Origin of the sequence: Plantactinospora solaniradicis (genome assembly GCF_042658085.1) — a bacterium.
Taxonomy (GTDB): Bacteria; Actinomycetota; Actinomycetes; order Mycobacteriales; family Micromonosporaceae; genus Plantactinospora; species Plantactinospora solaniradicis.
This window is the reverse complement of record NZ_JBHSPR010000060.1, coordinates 187,249-201,158: the sequence shown is the minus strand read 5'-3', so window position 1 is coordinate 201,158 and position 13,910 is coordinate 187,249. Positions and strand designations below refer to the sequence as shown.

Genomic DNA, 13,910 nt, shown 5'->3' with positions numbered 1-13,910 from the left:
CCGCCAAACCCCGGCGGGGAGCGCGACACTACGACGCCGCGTCGGAGATCCGCCGGGGGCTGACGGTACGCTCGTGGGCATGAAACGGCTGTGCACACCGACGTGGATCGTGCGTCACGTGCTCACCGTCGTACTCGTCGCCGGCTTTCTCGCGCTCGGCTGGTGGCAGACCAGCCGGGCGCTCGCGGGCAACGCACTGAGCTGGGCGTACGCCTTCGAGTGGCCGATCTTCGCCGGATTCACCATTTTCCTCTGGGTGCGCGAGGCCCGGTACACGCTGCGCGGTGGACCGGCACCGATCACCGAGCCGGATCCGTCGACGGACCGGCCGACCACCCCGGGGGTACGCCGACCGGTGCGCTCGGCCCGCCCACGGCTGGCGGCGGCGCAGGCCGGGGACGACCCCGCACTGACCGAGTACAACAACTACCTGGCGTGGCTGAACGCCAATCCGGGCGCTCGGCCCGCCGACTATCCCGGCTCGGCCGGCAGTAGGAAGGATTGAACGTGGGCGCAGCCCTGACCCGATACCGTGTGGTCGCCAACATCGTCGGTGCCGTGTTGATCGTGCTCGTCGTGGTGGGCATGCCGCTCAAGTACATCTGGCACAACCCGGTCATCGTCGAGACGATCGGCCCGGCGCACGGCTTCCTCTACATGGTCTTCCTGCTGACCGCGTTCGACCTGGGTCGCCGGGCACACTGGCCGCTGAGTCGGATGGTGCTGGTCATGCTGGCCGGAACGGTCCCGTTCGTCTCGTTCTACGCCGAGCGGATGGTCACCCGCCAGGTACGGCAGCCGGACCCCCAGCCGGTAGCCGGCTGACCCCGAGTTCCGAGCGCACGACGCCCGAGTTCCGGGCCGTACGACGCCCGAGATCGGGACGGCCGATAAATCTCCCGCGATTCGCCACGGACCCGGAACCGTGGTAGGGGACGTTCACCGGGTGAACGTCCCCCAATTGCAGCAGGTCGCGGCGGGTTGTCAGCGGGGGCGGAGCGTGTCGACAAATGACCGCCAGGCCGCGGCGTTGAAGGTCACGAACTGTTCTGGGTTGACCGAGTCACGGACGGCCACGCCAGCTCGGACCTGAGCCATCTCGACACAATGCTGCGATTCGCATCGAGTGCTCTTCCGCCAGATGAGCTCGGCGGAACCAGTCTGCGACATGCGCCCTCCTCGGCACTTATTCTCTCTGCGGCAGGTGCCGCGACAACGCCAAGAGGCTACCCGTCGACCCACATTCCGCACAGCCCGAAAAACCGGGAATTATGGTGTTCCGTTGTTAATGGACACATCCCGTGATCACGCCGTCGCCGGAAGCGGTGCCGCTGGTGGATCATCCTCGGTCCGTGTAGCCTGCACGAAGTTCTGGCAATCCGGCAGGTGGCCGGTAGCCAGGTGGCTTGTTGGCGGGATCAGAATCAGCCGAATTGACCCCTCGCGCGGGCGCTGCGGCGCCGTTTGAAGGGAGCGTTCCGGATGACCAGCGCGTACGGCCCCACCGTGGGCCGCCGCAAACTCCGCTCGGCGATCCGGCAGGCCCGTGAGGCTTCCGGGCTCACCCAGGAGCAGGTCGCCGTCGCAATGGACTGGTCGCTCTCCAAGTTGATTCGAATCGAGGCGGGATACGTCTCCATTTCCACCAACGACGTCAAGGCATTGCTCAATCATTATCAGGTGAGCGATCCGAAACGGATCGAGGAGCTCGTACAGCTTGCCCGGGTGTCCCGGCAGCGCACCTGGTGGTCGAAATATCGGGAGACGATTCGGCCCGCCTACTACTCGTACATCGGGCTGGAGGCGGAGGCGTCGGAACTGTACTTCTACCAGTCGGTCGGCATGCCCGGTCTATTCCAGACGGAGGCGTACGCGCAGGCGGTCCTGCGGGCGGTCATTCCGAAGCTGGAGGATTCGGCCGAAGTGCAGACCTCGGTCGCACTTCGTTTACGGCGCCAACGGGAAGTGCTCAACCGCGCTGATTCGCCGGGCATAGTCGTGGTGCTCGACGAGGCGGCGCTGCATCGGCAGACCGGTGGTCCGGCGGTCATCCGGGAGCAACTTCTGCACCTGGTGGCCCTGGCCGACTCGGGCCAGATCACCGTCCAGGTGCTGCCGTTCACCTCCACCGTCTACACCCCGCTCGGGCAGTTCGTGATCCTGCGCTTCGCCCGGGGGGAGGACGCCGACGTCGTCTACCTGGAGAGCACCGGGCTGGAGGACGTCATCGACGATTCGGAGGCGGTGACCGCCCACCTGCGGACCTTCACCGGCCTGCGGGAGGCCGCGTTGACCCCGACCGAGTCGCTCCGGCGGATCTCGGAGATCGCCGCCTCCCTCGCCTGACCATCGCCCCGACCGCCGCCTGGGACGGCCGGTCCGGCAGCGACAGCGCCGCCACCGGACCGGATCGGATCGGCCTAGGACATCGGCTCGTACGGGGTGTCCGAGGCCGGCGGATAGGCCAGTCCCCCCAGCCGGGCCGCCTCCCGGGCCCGGATCAACGCACGGGTCACCTGACCGAACTGCCGCTCGTGGTCGGAACTGAACAGCAGGACCATGGACCCCTTGTACCGCCCCCACAGCTCGTACGCCGGGGGCCGCCACCGGTGCCCGACCACCGCGAGGCCCACCGGCACGAACGCCGCGAGGCCGAGCCCCGCGTACGTGGCAGCGGGCAGCCGGTAGAGGTCGCCGGTGTAGCCCAGGGCGATCCCGATGCCGATCAGCACCGCCGCCGTGACCGCCACCGCACGCAGCGTCAGCCGGTCGTGCGGCCCCCGAGCCGTGTTCAACTGGGTCAGTTCGGCGATGGTGAAGCGCCGACCGGCGACGATGAACGCCTCACTGGTGACCCGGACGCCGGGTTGCCGATACAGATCGACCGGAGGACGCGCTCGGGCCGCTTCGGATACCTCGAATGACACATCTGGCAGGTGGACGGTGGGGCGAGTAGGCTCCATTCTTGCCTCCAACGGCTCCTGAGGCGGGCTGTCGTGGAAGGTTCGTAGAGACCGGCATCTGGTGGCAGCCGGATGCCGGTCGTCTTGCACACGGTCTCGGCGTGCTGATCGCTCGCGACTACGGCCCGTTCGTTTGCACGCGGCCTCGCCCCCCTGTTGGCAACTACGCCCCGTTTCCTGCGTCGCTCCCCCCGGGAGCCTTCCGGCTCTGCACCCATTGTGCGAAGCGCATGCCAGCAAGTGGAAGGGGCGCAGACAGCCACCTGGCAGATTTCCAGGCGGCAGCTAGACCATTGACGGGCTTCTGTCCGGTCTCATGGCGGTTTGCCCACTGTCGACTCAGGCAGCTATCCGCCAAGACCGACCAAAGGGGCGAAGCGCCAGACATGATCTCGATCATGCCCATCCGGTCAGCGAAGATCACGCTTCGATCCATCCTCGACACACGCTGTGATCTCGACATTAGGGCTATCGCTCGCTACTGACGCACATCGCCCCCCGGCCACTGTCGGTAATCCCCGCTCCGGGCTACGTTGAATCCGCCGGCTTGGTCGTCAGTCATCCCCTCCGGGTGGCGCCGGTCGGTGTCGTCGTGGGCTGCGCGGTACGCGGCGGCGTTACGAAAGAAGGGCTCTGCACACGTTGTCTTCGGTGCGGATCCTGCTGCGGACCCTCGTCGTGGCCGGCCTCTCGGCGGCGCTCGTCGCCCCGATGTCGGCGGCTCGGGCCGAGCCTTCGGCCAGCGAACTCACGCAGCAGATCAACAAGGCCTCGACCGAGTTGGAAAAGGTCGTCGAGTCGTACAACAAGCTCAACGAGGAGATCAAAGACAGCAAGGCCGCCGTCGCCACCCTCAGTGCCCGGCTCGGGCCGCTGGAACAGCAGGCAGGGCAGGCCCGCGCGGAGGCGGCCGAACTCGCCAGCCGGGCGTACAAGACCGGTGGTGGGTTGACCGCGGCGAACGTGCTGCTCGGCCGGGGCGACAGCAGCAGTCTGGTCAACCGGCTCAGCGCACTCGAACAGTTGGCCCGCGATCGTGATCGGCAGATCGCCGGGTTCGACGCGACACAGCGTCAGTACCTCGACGAAAAGGCCCGACTCGACGCCACGCTGGCCCGGCAGACCGCCCAGGCGAAGCAGGTGGCCGCCGGAAAGAAGCGGATCGAGGGCGAACTGGCCAAGCTCTACCAGATGCGCCGTGCGGCGTACGGCTCGGAGACCTCGACGGGCAGCAAGTACAGCGGCAACATCCCGGCAGTGTCCGGAAAGGCCGGTGTCGCCGTCCGGTACGCGTACAACGCGATCGGCAAGCCGTACGTGTACGCGGCCGAGGGACCGAACGGTTACGACTGCTCCGGCCTCACCCTGGCCGCGTGGGCAGCAGCCGGCAAGTCACTGCCACACAACGCCGCCATGCAGTGGGACAAGGTCGCGCACATCAGCCGGGGTTCGCTGAAACCCGGCGACCTCGTCTTCTACCGGAGCCTCGGCCATGTCGGCCTCTTCGTGGGTGGTGGCAAGATAATCCACGCCTCACGGGCCGGCGAACCCGTCAAGATTGTCAGTGTGGACGTGATGACCCCGTACGGGTACGGCCGGGTCCGCTAGTCGCCCAGCCTGGCCTACCGGGTCGTCGCGCCGACACCCGCCCCTCGCCCGCCGGACCACTCGGTCCGGCGGGCGAGTGCGTTGGCCACCAGGACGTCCAGCAGTTCCGGATAGTCCAACCCGGCGACCTGCCAGATCCGTGGGTACTGCGAGACCGGGGTGAAGCCCGGAAACGTGTTGATCTCGTTGAGCACCGGCGTCACGCCGTCCCGGAGGAAGAAGTCGATCCGGGCCAGCCCGGCACAGCCGAGCGCCCGGAACGCCCGTACCGCGAGATCGGCCAACTCGGCCGCGACGGCCCGGTCCAGCCGGGCCGGGATCTCGAAGACCGTGTCGGGATCGTCGTACTTGGCGTCGAAGTCGAAAAACGAGCGTTCACCGGCGACCTTGATCTCCAGCGGCGGGCCGACGCTGAGCCGGCCGTCGGGATGTTCGAGCACCGCCAGGTCGATCTCCCGGCCGGGCACCGCCTCCTCGACCAGCACCTTCGGGTCGCTCGCCCGAGCCCACTCCAGCGCGGCCGGCAGGTCCTCCCAGCGCGTCACCCGGGTGACGCCGAGGCTGGAGCCGGCCCGCGCGGGCTTCACGAACACCGGCAGGCCCAGCCGGTGCAGATCCGCCTCGGCCGGTACGCCGTCCGGGTCGGTCGGCCGCGACACCACGGCGTCGGCCACCGGTACGCCCTCGGCGGCGAGCAGCTTCTTGGTGAACTCCTTGTCCATCCCGGCGGCACTGGCCAGTACGCCGTTGCCGACGTACGGCACGCCGGTCAGTTCCAGTACGGACTGGAGCGTCCCGTCCTCGCCGTACGGGCCGTGCAGGGTCGGAAAGATCACGTCCACCGTACGGAGCCGGTCCACCGCCTCGAAGACACTGACCGGCGCGTCGGTGCCGAAGACCCACTGCCCCGTCCTGGTGATGAGAACCGGCTCCGGCCGGTAGCGGGCCGGATCCAGGTTCGCCAGCACGCTCGACGCGGACCGGCGGGACACCTGGTGCTCGCCGCTGCGACCGCCGGAGATCACCGCCACCCTGATCGGTGAATCAGACATTTACCCGCTCCCGTCCGCTGTGCCGCTCGGATCGCACCGGCAGGTACCGCCGGGCCACCCGGGCGCCGATGCCGGTGAAGATCTCGTGGGGGTTCGTTCCGGCCCACCGCGCCCAGTCGGCGACGGTCGGCTCGCCCCGGTCACCGCAGCCGAACAGCAGCACCTCGTCGCCGGTCCGTACCGGCAGGTCACCGACGTCGACGACGATCTGGTCCATGGTCACCCGACCGGCGACCGGGCACCGCCGACCGCCGATCCAGACCTCCGCCTGCCCCGCGGTGGCCCGGGGAATCCCGTCGGCGTACCCGATCGGCACCAGCGCCAGCGTGGTCCGGGTGGCGGCCGTGTAGTCATGGCCGTAGGAGATTCCGGTGCCGGCCGGCACCTGCTTGGTCAGGATGACCCGGGACCGTAGGGTCATCGCCGGCCGGAGTCCGGCGACGCGGTCCGGCAGCGGCTCCGACCCGTACAGGGCGATGCCGACCCGGACCAGGTCGAAGTGCGTCTGGGGCAGGCCGACCAGCCCGGCCGAGTTCGCCAGGTGCACCACGTCGGGGCTCAGCCCGGCGGCCCGGGCCGACGCCAGCGCCCGGCCGAACCGTCGCAGCGCGGCCGTGTCCCGAGGATCGCCGGCCAGTTCCCCGCCGGCCAGGTGGGACCAGATGCCCCGGACCCGGATCCGCCCGGCGGCCTCGAAGCGCCGGGCCAGGTGTACCAGCTCGGGCCAGTCATCGTCGGTCGCGCCGTTGCGGGACAGCCCGGTGTCCACCTTGAGGTGTACGTCGGCCCGCGCTCCGGCCCGGCCGGCCCCGGTGGCGATCCCCCGCAGATGTCCGGTGGAGGCCGCCGAGAGGTCGATCCCGGCCGCGACGACCGGCGCGAAGTCCTCGTCCTCGGCGTGCAGCCAGCTCAGTACCGGCGCGCTGATCCCGGCGGCGCGCAGCGCCAGCGCCTCGGTCCGGGAGGTCACTCCCAGCCAACGGGCCCCTGCGGTCAGCGCGGTACGCGCCACCGGCAGGAACCCGTGCCCGAACGCGTCCGCCTTGACCACCGCCAGCAGATCCGCGCCGGTCAAACCGCTGAGTACCCGGATGTTGTGCGCGACCGCATCAAGATCGACAACCGCCTCGGCCAACGGCGGCGGGTCCGTTCCTCCCCCGAGATCGATCACGTTGGGTGAGCCTAGAAGGAACCTGTGCGGATTCCGTGAAGCTGGGGTGCGGGAACGATGGAACCACCGGGAACGGCTAACCTGCCGGGATGACCCCGTCGGAGTCCAGGGAACTGGCCGCTGTGGTGCTCGACCGCCTCACCCCACGGTTGCCCGAGGTGGCCGCGTCGGACGACGCGGCACCGGGTACGCCGATCCGGCGGCTCTACGAGCTGGTGGCGGACCGGCTGCTTACGCTCGGCGAACAGGACGCGCTGGCCGAACTGGTCCGGAACCCCCGGAACGACTCACTGGTGAGACGCCTGCTCGCCACCGCGGCGACCGAGGACCCGAGGTACGCCGAGGAACTGTCCGCCGCGCTCGGGGTGCTGCCCGCCGGGACCCCGGTGACCGCTCCGGCCGCCGAAGTGACCCCGCCGACCGCCGCACCGTCGCCACCGACCGCCGCCCCGCAGAGTCCCGACGCGGCGCCGTCGCGGGCCGGCGAGGCCGCTCGGGCCGGTGCCGACCGGTCGGACGGCAGACGGCCGCGCCGGTACGGCCCCTGGGTCGGGGTCGCCGCGGTGGTCGTCCTCCTGCTGCTCGGCGCCATCGTCGCCTGGACCGTCGTCGACGGCCTGGACGGTGCCGGCGGGCTGACCGCCGACTCCGGTTGCGAGGAGTACCGGCAGGCGCCACCGGAGGAGCGGGTGGCGGCGATCCGGCAGATCGGGCTGGCCAAGGGGATCTCCGGGGTGGACAGCCCGCTGGTGATGACGGCGGTGGACCAGCTCTGCGAGACCCAGCCGTCGGCGAAACTGGGCGATCTGGTCGCCCGGTTCGACGGCTGAGCCTCGACTCGCGCAGAGCCCCGTGCCACCGTCCCGCCAGCGGCAGGACGGGCCGGTTCAGGTGACGTCGCGGCGCATCGGTACGGCGATCGCGAGCACCGCGGCGACAGCGGCGTAGCCGGTGAGCAGCAGCCCTCCGCCCACCGGTGACATCAGTTGGACCGGTGTGGTGCCGAGTCCCTCGGCCGCCGCGTCGACGACGTAACTGAATCCGGTCAGCGAGGCGGTCGCTCCGGCGGGCAGGAACGGGTAGAGCCGACTCACTCCGGGGATGATCGCCAGCAGCGGTTCGAGCAGGTAGAAGTAGCCGCCGACCACGGCGAGCGCCGCCACCTGGTTACGGATCAACGCACCGATCCCGACACCGATCAGGGTGTACACCGCCATGTTGACGGCCAGCCTGGCGAACAGTTCCAGGATCAGCCCGGTCGACAGGCCGGGAGTGATGCCCTGGGCCGCCGCACCGAGGAAGAACGCCACCGCGCCGGATCCGGTGAGCGCCAGGCCGTACACCACGCCAGCGAGGCCGTAGGTGACCAGTTTCGACAGCAGCACCTGCCAGCGCCGGGGCGCGAACAGGAAGGTGAAGTTGATCGTCCGGTGCCGGTACTCGGCGGTGACCGCCAGCGTGCCGAGCACCGCCGGGATGAACATGGTGTACCCGACCATGCCGAGGATGGCCCGTACCCCGGCCTCGGTGTCGAGTCCCGGCATGGGCGGATCGAAGTTCTCCGGGCCGAGCAGGGTCAGCAGGCCGATCAGGCCGCCCCCGCACGCCACGGCGATCAACAACGCCACCGGCCAGAGCCGGGCGGTCAGCAGCCGACGGAACTCGGCCCTGATCAAGCGGATCATCGCGCACCCTCCGTACGGTCGGCGGTCGGCCTGTCAGCGGTCGGCCTGTCGGTGGTGAGCCGGAGGAAGAGTTGTTCCAGACTCGCGGCCTCGCCGACCAGTTCGGTGAGCCGACCGGCGATCACCTTCCGGCCGTCCCGGATCACCACAACGTCGTCCACGATCTGCTGTACCTCGCTGAGCACGTGACTGGAGATGAGGATGGTGCGCCCCTGTCGGGCCAGTTCCCGCAGGAAGTCACGCAGCCAGGCGATGCCCTCCGGGTCGAGACCGTTGCCCGGCTCGTCGAGCAGCAGCACCCGGGGATCGCCGAGCAGCGCGGTGGCGAGATTGAGTCGCTGGCGCATCCCGGTCGAGAACGTCCTCGTCCTGCGGTGCGCCACGCGGCTCAGGTCGAGCAGCTGGAGCACCTGCTCGACCCGGCCGTCCGGATAGCCACCCATGGCGGCGTACGTCCGCAGGTGGTTCCGGGCCGTGTGGCCGGGGTGGAAGGCGGAGGCGTCGAAGACGGCGCCGACCGTACCGGAGGGCCGGGCAAGGTCACGATAGCGCCGGCCGCCGATCCTCGCGCTGCCCGAGGTCGGGGTGACCAGCCCGAGGATCATCCGCATCGTGGTCGTCTTGCCCGCCCCGTTGGGCCCGAGAAAGCCGGTGATGGCACCCGGCCGGATGGTGAAGCTCAGATCCTGGACGGCGGTGACCGTGTCGAACCGCTTGGTCAGGTGGGACACCTCGATCGACAACCGCTCGCCGGTCATGCCCGCTCTCCCGCCTTCGGTCCCGACCCGGTGTCGCTCTGCCCGGTCGCGCCGATGCTCTGCGCGATGACCCGGGCCAGGCCCGCCGCATCGGGGGTCGAGAAGACGACCTCGTCGAACCTGCCGTCCACGGCGGCGCGGTCCAGCCGCAGGTGCAGTCCGGGAACGCCGCGCCGGGCGTACACCAACTGGCGGGGGCGGGCCAGCAGACCCCAGACACCGATCTTGGCAATCCCGCTGACCACGTACCCCCGGCGCGGGCCACGGGCCAGTCGCAGCGGTCGGTCCGCGTACGCGACCTGGCGCACGGACCGCAACGGCACGGTCAGCGCCCGACGGCCGAGCCAGAGCCGTTCCATGCCCTGGAAGTCGAAGGTCAGTGCCTCGTTGGAGATCCTCATCGTTGCCATCAGCTTCCCTACGTCCGCCTCGGTGGTGCGCGGTCGCGCTCCCCGACGTCCCGCGTCCGGGTCGCGAATCCGCGCCCGGCCATCTGTTCTATAAGTTGTATAGCAGATGGCCGAACCGATGGCGAGCCGATCAAGCGCCAGCTTGCCGAATCAGCCCCATCTGTTCTATAACTTGTGGAACAGGCGGAGGAGCGGCCGACGTGATAATCGAGGTGGACCCGAACAGCGAGGTCCCGATCTACCAGCAGCTTCGGGATCGCGTGGTGGAGGCGATCGCCACCGGAGTGCTACGCGAGGGCAGTCCGCTGCCCTCCACCCGTGCCCTGGCCACCGACTTCGGCATCAACTTCCACACCGTCAACAAGGGCTACGACCTGCTACGCCAACAGCGACTGCTCCGGATCAACCGCAAGTCCGGCGCGGTCGTGCTTCGGGACGGCAACTCGGGACCACCGGCTCCGGAGTTCGTCGAGGAGTGGACCGGCCGGGCCACGACACTGCTCGCCGAGGCCACCGCCCACGGCCTGAGCCGGGAAGAAGTGCTCGACATCTGCCGCAAGGTCCTCGAGACGTTCGGCGAGAGGCAGGAGGACTCGTGATGGTGGCAGCCGCTGGACCGATCATGGGTCTGCTGATGGTCGCCGTCTCCGCCTGGGTGATGCCCTCGATCCAGCGACCGACGTTGCCGTTCGGCGTTCGGGTGCCCGCCCAGCGGGCCGGAGACGCCGCGATCCTCGGACGGACCCGCGCCTTCCGGGCCCAGATCACGGTGAGCGGACTGCTCGGCCTGCTCGCCGCTCTCGTCCTCGCCACCACCGTGGGCACCGGCGACGAAACCACCGTGGCGCTCGTCAGCTCCGCACCGACGGGGGCGCTGCTGCTCCTGATCGCGGCGTTCTACCTGCGGGCCCGCCGGGCGATCCTGCGGGTGAAGGCCGACGACGGCTGGTACAGCGGCGTCGCCCAGCGGGTCGCCGTGGACACCTCGCTGCGTACCGGACCCGAACGGCTGCCCTGGAGGTGGGCGGTGCCGGCCATGCTGACCCCACTCGTCACGCTCGCCGTCGGAATCGCCCTCTACCCGGACATGCCGGCGAAGGTGCCGATGCGGACGAACGGATCGACCGTGGAGGCGTGGCAGGCGAAGTCGCCGTGGGTGATCGCGCTACCGGTCGGGATCGAACTCTTCACCACGGCGCTGCTGATCGGTCTGCTCGCCTGGTCGTTCCGGTCCCGGGCCGAGCTGGAACCCTCGGCGCCGAAGCGGTCGGCGACACAGCACCGGCTCTTCCTCCGCCGCATCTCCCGCGCCCTGCTGGTGCTGGCCGCCTGCATGAACGCCACGGTCCTGTTCGCCGTGGTGCCGGCCTGGCAGGGCCGGGTGCCGGGGCCCTGGGCGACCGCCGGCCTGATCCTGTTCTCCCTGCTCGGCGCGGCCTACGTGGTCGTCGTGTCGGTGCGTACCGGCCAGGGTGGCAGCCGGATCGCGGCCGACCGGGACCAGACGGCGGAACGGCCGGGCACCGCGCACACCGACGACGACCGGCACTGGCGGGTCGCCGGCTTCTGCTACGTCAACCGCGACGACCCGGCGATCCTGGTCCAGAAGCGCGTCGGCATCGGCTGGACGCTGAACCTCGGTAACCCCCGGAGCATCGCCATCGTGGCGGGCGTGTTGGCCCTGGTGGCCGTCGGCGCGGTCCTCTCCCCCTGACGGCGCCGGCATCCGGCCGGTCAGATCCGCTGCCGGGCATCGGGTCCGAGGTCCGCGAGAAAGGTCGCCCAGGCGTTCGGGACGAACCGGAGCACGGCCCCGGCCTCGTCCTTCGAGTCGCGTACCCCGACTCCGGAGGCGAGCCGGGCCACCTCGACGCAGTTGCCTCCCTCGCCACCGGAGTGACTGCTCTTCCGCCAGATCGGCGCACTTTCTTCCGGCAACATCCCGCCCGGTCCCTCACTTCCAGGAGGCCGCCGTCTCTCTGAGCAGCCGCGCCGATTCTTTCCGCGACAACGCTGCCGCAACCAGGTGGTCGAAAGCAAGCGCGAAGGAGGCGATCTGGGCCGGCTCGTCGATGTAGAGCGCGCCGGTGCGGTGTTCGGTGTACACCAGCCCCGGGTCGGTGGGCTCGGTGAAGCCGAGCAGCACGAACGGCCGCCCGAAAGCCGTGTACGCCGGGCTGGTGAACCGCACCACCCGCAGCTCGACGTTCGACCGCTCGGCCAGCGTCGCGAGGTAGCCGAGTTGCTCCCGCATCGTGCTGCCATCACCGACCCGGCAACGCAGCACGGCCTCGCCGAGGACCACCCGCAGGCGTACCGGGCCGTGTTCGGTGAGCCGGCGTTGCCGGGCCAGCCGGAGTTCGACCTGCCGGGTCAGTTCCTCGGCCGGGGCGAGCGGCTGGGTGGCCCGGATCAACGCGGCGGCGTACGCCTCCGTCTGCAACAGGCCCGGCACCAGATGGGTCTCGGCGGTACGGATCTCGGTCGCCTCGGACTCCAGTCCGACGTAGACCTCGAACCAGTCCGGAATCGCACCACCGTAGGTGACCCACCAGCCGCGCTGGGTCGACTGCTTGGCCAGCGTCGCCAGCACCTCGCGGGTGCGCTCGTCGGCCACGCCGTAGATGTCGAGCAACCCGAGCACGTCCCGGGGTTGGGTCGAGTGCTTGCCAGCCTCGATCCGGGAGATCTTGGCATCGGAGCACTTCATCCGCTGCGCCACCTGGAGGAGGGTGAGCTGCTCCCGCTCCCGCAGCCGGCGCAGCTCGATGCCGAGCCGGCGACGCCGGGCGGTCGGACTGATCGGCACAGAACCCTCCCCAGGGCCGCTCGCGCACGGGTGAACCCGTGCCACCGGGTCGACGGTCCCGGCGACCGGCCCACCATAGCCAGCGTCACCGCAGGAGGAGCCAGCGGAAGACGGTAGTGGCCGGCGTCCCCGTTCGGGGGGCGCCGGCCACTACCGGGTCGATCAGAAAGCTCGTGGCCCCCTACGCCCCTTCCAAGGGGGGCAGGAGGCCACGAGGCGCGGCTGTCAGGCTGCCGCCAGTCCTTCGGCTCGGGCGAGCTCACGCAGCCGGCCCAGGGCCTGGATCTCCAACTGTCGGATCCGCTCCCGGGAGAGCGAGAACCGGGACGCCACCTCGGTCAGCGAGTGCTCCCGACCGTCCTCCAGGCCGTACCGGGCCCGCATGATCCCGGCCGACCGGTCGTCGAGGTGGTTGAGCAGCCCCTCGATGCGCTGCCGCTCCAGGCCGGTCAGCACGATCTCCTCGGGCGACGGCGCGTCGCTGTCGGCAACCAGGTCGCCGAGCTTGGTGTCCCCGTCGTCCCCGACCGGGGTGTCCAGCGACACCGTGTCCTGCGACCAGCGGACCAGTTCGTGGACCCGCTCCACCGGTACGCCCAACGCCGCCGCGATCTGCTCCGGCTCCGGGTCGGAACCCAGTTCCCGGGTGAGCTGGCGGGCCACGTTGCGCATCCGGTTGACGTCTTCGACCAGGTGCACCGGCAGCCGTACGGTCCGCTCCTGCTGGGCGATCGCCCGGCTGATCGCCTGCCGGATCCACCAGGTGGCGTACGTCGAGAACTTGTAGCCGCGCTCGTAGTCGAACTTCTCGACCGCCCGGACCAGGCCGGTGTTGCCCTCCTGGATCAGGTCGAGCATCGGCATGCCGGACCGGACGTACCGGCGGGCGATCGATACCACCAGCCGGAGGTTCGCCCGGATGAACAGGTCCTTGGCCCGCTCGCCCTCGACCACCAGCCGCTCAAGCTCCGCGTGGCTGACGCCCACCGGCAGCTTGTCCTCGTCGATGAGATGTTCGGCGTAGAGGCCTGCCTCGATGGCTTTGGAGAGGTCGACCTCCGCGGCGGCGTCGAGCAGCGGCGTGCGGGAGATCTCGTGCAGGTATACGCCGACCAGGTCGCGCTCCTCGGCGACCTCGTCGGTTCGCATCACGATCTTCTTCTCCACGTTCCCCACGGTCCCCTCGTCGTTCCTCCCGGTGGCCCGGGTTCCTGCTCTTGCCATCCCCACGTTCATCAGCCCTCCCCGTAACTTCCGCTGTGCGCCGCGGTGCTGACACCTACACAACAGTTGAGACGCGTTGGGGATTCCATCTCGTGGGTCGAAAGTGTCACGAATGCCTGAGTAGTTGCTGAAAGCACGATCGACGTTTGCTGTCAGTCGTCCGTATCGGGGCGTCTGCGAGCCGGCGGCGCCGCAGCTACTGGGCCTGCGTCGGCTGTCCACCGGCTATC

Annotated in this window: 17 protein-coding genes; 7 read left to right on the top strand and 10 right to left on the bottom strand. The window is 69.8% G+C overall.

The features are described from left to right. Positions 1 to 79: 79 nt before the first annotated feature. Positions 80 to 505, top strand: coding sequence for a hypothetical protein (locus tag ACFP2T_RS40530; RefSeq protein WP_377432008.1), 426 nt, complete (start codon positions 80 to 82; stop codon positions 503 to 505). A gap of 2 nt (positions 506 to 507) precedes the next feature. After that, positions 508 to 825, top strand: a complete 318-nt coding sequence (locus tag ACFP2T_RS40525; RefSeq protein ID WP_377432007.1) for a DUF3817 domain-containing protein — start codon at positions 508 to 510, stop codon at positions 823 to 825. Positions 826 to 984: 159 nt separating this feature from the next. Here the strand turns inward: ACFP2T_RS40525 and ACFP2T_RS40520 are convergent, their stop codons facing one another. Further along, positions 985 to 1,170 carry a DUF397 domain-containing protein gene (locus ACFP2T_RS40520; RefSeq protein WP_377432006.1) on the bottom strand — a complete coding sequence of 62 codons (186 nt, stop codon included), beginning with the start codon at positions 1,168 to 1,170 and terminating at the stop codon, positions 985 to 987. A gap of 312 nt (positions 1,171 to 1,482) precedes the next feature. Here ACFP2T_RS40520 and ACFP2T_RS40515 point away from each other — a divergent pair, with 312 nt between their 5' ends. After that, the gene (locus ACFP2T_RS40515; RefSeq protein WP_377432004.1) at positions 1,483 to 2,346 is read left to right on the top strand and encodes a helix-turn-helix domain-containing protein; all 864 of its coding nucleotides are present in this window, start codon (positions 1,483 to 1,485) and stop codon (positions 2,344 to 2,346) included. Positions 2,347 to 2,420: 74 nt separating this feature from the next. Here ACFP2T_RS40515 and ACFP2T_RS40510 read toward each other — a convergent pair whose 3' ends face one another. Beyond that, positions 2,421 to 2,927 (bottom strand): DUF6232 family protein, encoded by a 507-nt coding sequence (locus ACFP2T_RS40510; protein ID WP_377432003.1) that lies wholly within the window; start codon positions 2,925 to 2,927, stop codon positions 2,421 to 2,423. A gap of 678 nt (positions 2,928 to 3,605) precedes the next feature. Between ACFP2T_RS40510 and ACFP2T_RS40505 the strand changes: the two genes are divergently transcribed. After that, positions 3,606 to 4,571 carry a C40 family peptidase gene (locus ACFP2T_RS40505; RefSeq protein WP_377432001.1) on the top strand — a complete coding sequence of 322 codons (966 nt, stop codon included), beginning with the start codon at positions 3,606 to 3,608 and terminating at the stop codon, positions 4,569 to 4,571. Positions 4,572 to 4,585: 14 nt separating this feature from the next. On the opposite strand, the gene ACFP2T_RS40500 is transcribed toward ACFP2T_RS40505, so the two are convergent. Together ACFP2T_RS40500 and alr are read right to left on the bottom strand one after the other, a co-directional pair. Further along, positions 4,586 to 5,623, bottom strand: a complete 1,038-nt coding sequence (locus ACFP2T_RS40500; protein ID WP_377432000.1) for a D-alanine--D-alanine ligase family protein — start codon at positions 5,621 to 5,623, stop codon at positions 4,586 to 4,588. After that, positions 5,616 to 6,794 carry an alanine racemase gene (alr, locus tag ACFP2T_RS40495; protein ID WP_377431998.1) on the bottom strand — a complete coding sequence of 393 codons (1,179 nt, stop codon included), beginning with the start codon at positions 6,792 to 6,794 and terminating at the stop codon, positions 5,616 to 5,618. Before alr ends, ACFP2T_RS40500 begins: the two co-directional genes overlap by 8 nt. Positions 6,795 to 6,883: 89 nt before the next feature. Here alr and ACFP2T_RS40490 point away from each other — a divergent pair, with 89 nt between their 5' ends. Next, positions 6,884 to 7,624, top strand: coding sequence for a hypothetical protein (locus tag ACFP2T_RS40490; RefSeq protein ID WP_377431997.1), 741 nt, complete (start codon positions 6,884 to 6,886; stop codon positions 7,622 to 7,624). A gap of 57 nt (positions 7,625 to 7,681) precedes the next feature. On the opposite strand, the gene ACFP2T_RS40485 is transcribed toward ACFP2T_RS40490, so the two are convergent. The 3 genes from ACFP2T_RS40485 to ACFP2T_RS40475 are packed head-to-tail and all read right to left on the bottom strand — an operon-like array spanning position 7,682 to position 9,647. After that, complete coding sequence (locus ACFP2T_RS40485; protein WP_377431996.1) at positions 7,682 to 8,479, bottom strand: ABC transporter permease; 798 nt, start codon at positions 8,477 to 8,479, stop codon at positions 7,682 to 7,684. Beyond that, positions 8,476 to 9,237, bottom strand: coding sequence for an ABC transporter ATP-binding protein (locus tag ACFP2T_RS40480; RefSeq protein ID WP_377431995.1), 762 nt, complete (start codon positions 9,235 to 9,237; stop codon positions 8,476 to 8,478). Before ACFP2T_RS40480 ends, ACFP2T_RS40485 begins: the two co-directional genes overlap by 4 nt. Next, positions 9,234 to 9,647, bottom strand: a complete 414-nt coding sequence (locus tag ACFP2T_RS40475) for a hypothetical protein (protein WP_377431994.1) — start codon at positions 9,645 to 9,647, stop codon at positions 9,234 to 9,236. Before ACFP2T_RS40475 ends, ACFP2T_RS40480 begins: the two co-directional genes overlap by 4 nt. A gap of 200 nt (positions 9,648 to 9,847) precedes the next feature. Between ACFP2T_RS40475 and ACFP2T_RS40470 the strand changes: the two genes are divergently transcribed. Together ACFP2T_RS40470 and ACFP2T_RS40465 are read left to right on the top strand one after the other, a co-directional pair. After that, positions 9,848 to 10,246 carry a GntR family transcriptional regulator gene (locus tag ACFP2T_RS40470; protein ID WP_377431992.1) on the top strand — a complete coding sequence of 133 codons (399 nt, stop codon included), beginning with the start codon at positions 9,848 to 9,850 and terminating at the stop codon, positions 10,244 to 10,246. Continuing rightward, a complete protein-coding gene (locus tag ACFP2T_RS40465) occupies positions 10,246 to 11,361 on the top strand; it encodes a DUF1648 domain-containing protein (protein WP_377431991.1) in 1,116 nt (371 codons plus the stop codon). The genes ACFP2T_RS40470 and ACFP2T_RS40465 overlap by 1 nt, the downstream gene beginning before the upstream one ends. A 20-nt stretch (positions 11,362 to 11,381) precedes the next feature. On the opposite strand, the gene ACFP2T_RS40460 is transcribed toward ACFP2T_RS40465, so the two are convergent. The 3 genes from ACFP2T_RS40460 to ACFP2T_RS40450 all read right to left on the bottom strand — a co-directional run bounded on the left by ACFP2T_RS40460 (position 11,382) and on the right by ACFP2T_RS40450 (position 13,692). After that, positions 11,382 to 11,588 (bottom strand): DUF397 domain-containing protein, encoded by a 207-nt coding sequence (locus ACFP2T_RS40460; protein ID WP_377431990.1) that lies wholly within the window; start codon positions 11,586 to 11,588, stop codon positions 11,382 to 11,384. A 13-nt stretch (positions 11,589 to 11,601) separates the two neighbouring features. Next, positions 11,602 to 12,456 (bottom strand): helix-turn-helix domain-containing protein, encoded by an 855-nt coding sequence (locus ACFP2T_RS40455; RefSeq protein ID WP_377431989.1) that lies wholly within the window; start codon positions 12,454 to 12,456, stop codon positions 11,602 to 11,604. 225 nt (positions 12,457 to 12,681) lie between these two features. Beyond that, complete coding sequence (locus ACFP2T_RS40450; RefSeq protein ID WP_377431988.1) at positions 12,682 to 13,692, bottom strand: sigma-70 family RNA polymerase sigma factor; 1,011 nt, start codon at positions 13,690 to 13,692, stop codon at positions 12,682 to 12,684. Between the last annotated feature and the right edge of the window lie 218 nt (positions 13,693 to 13,910).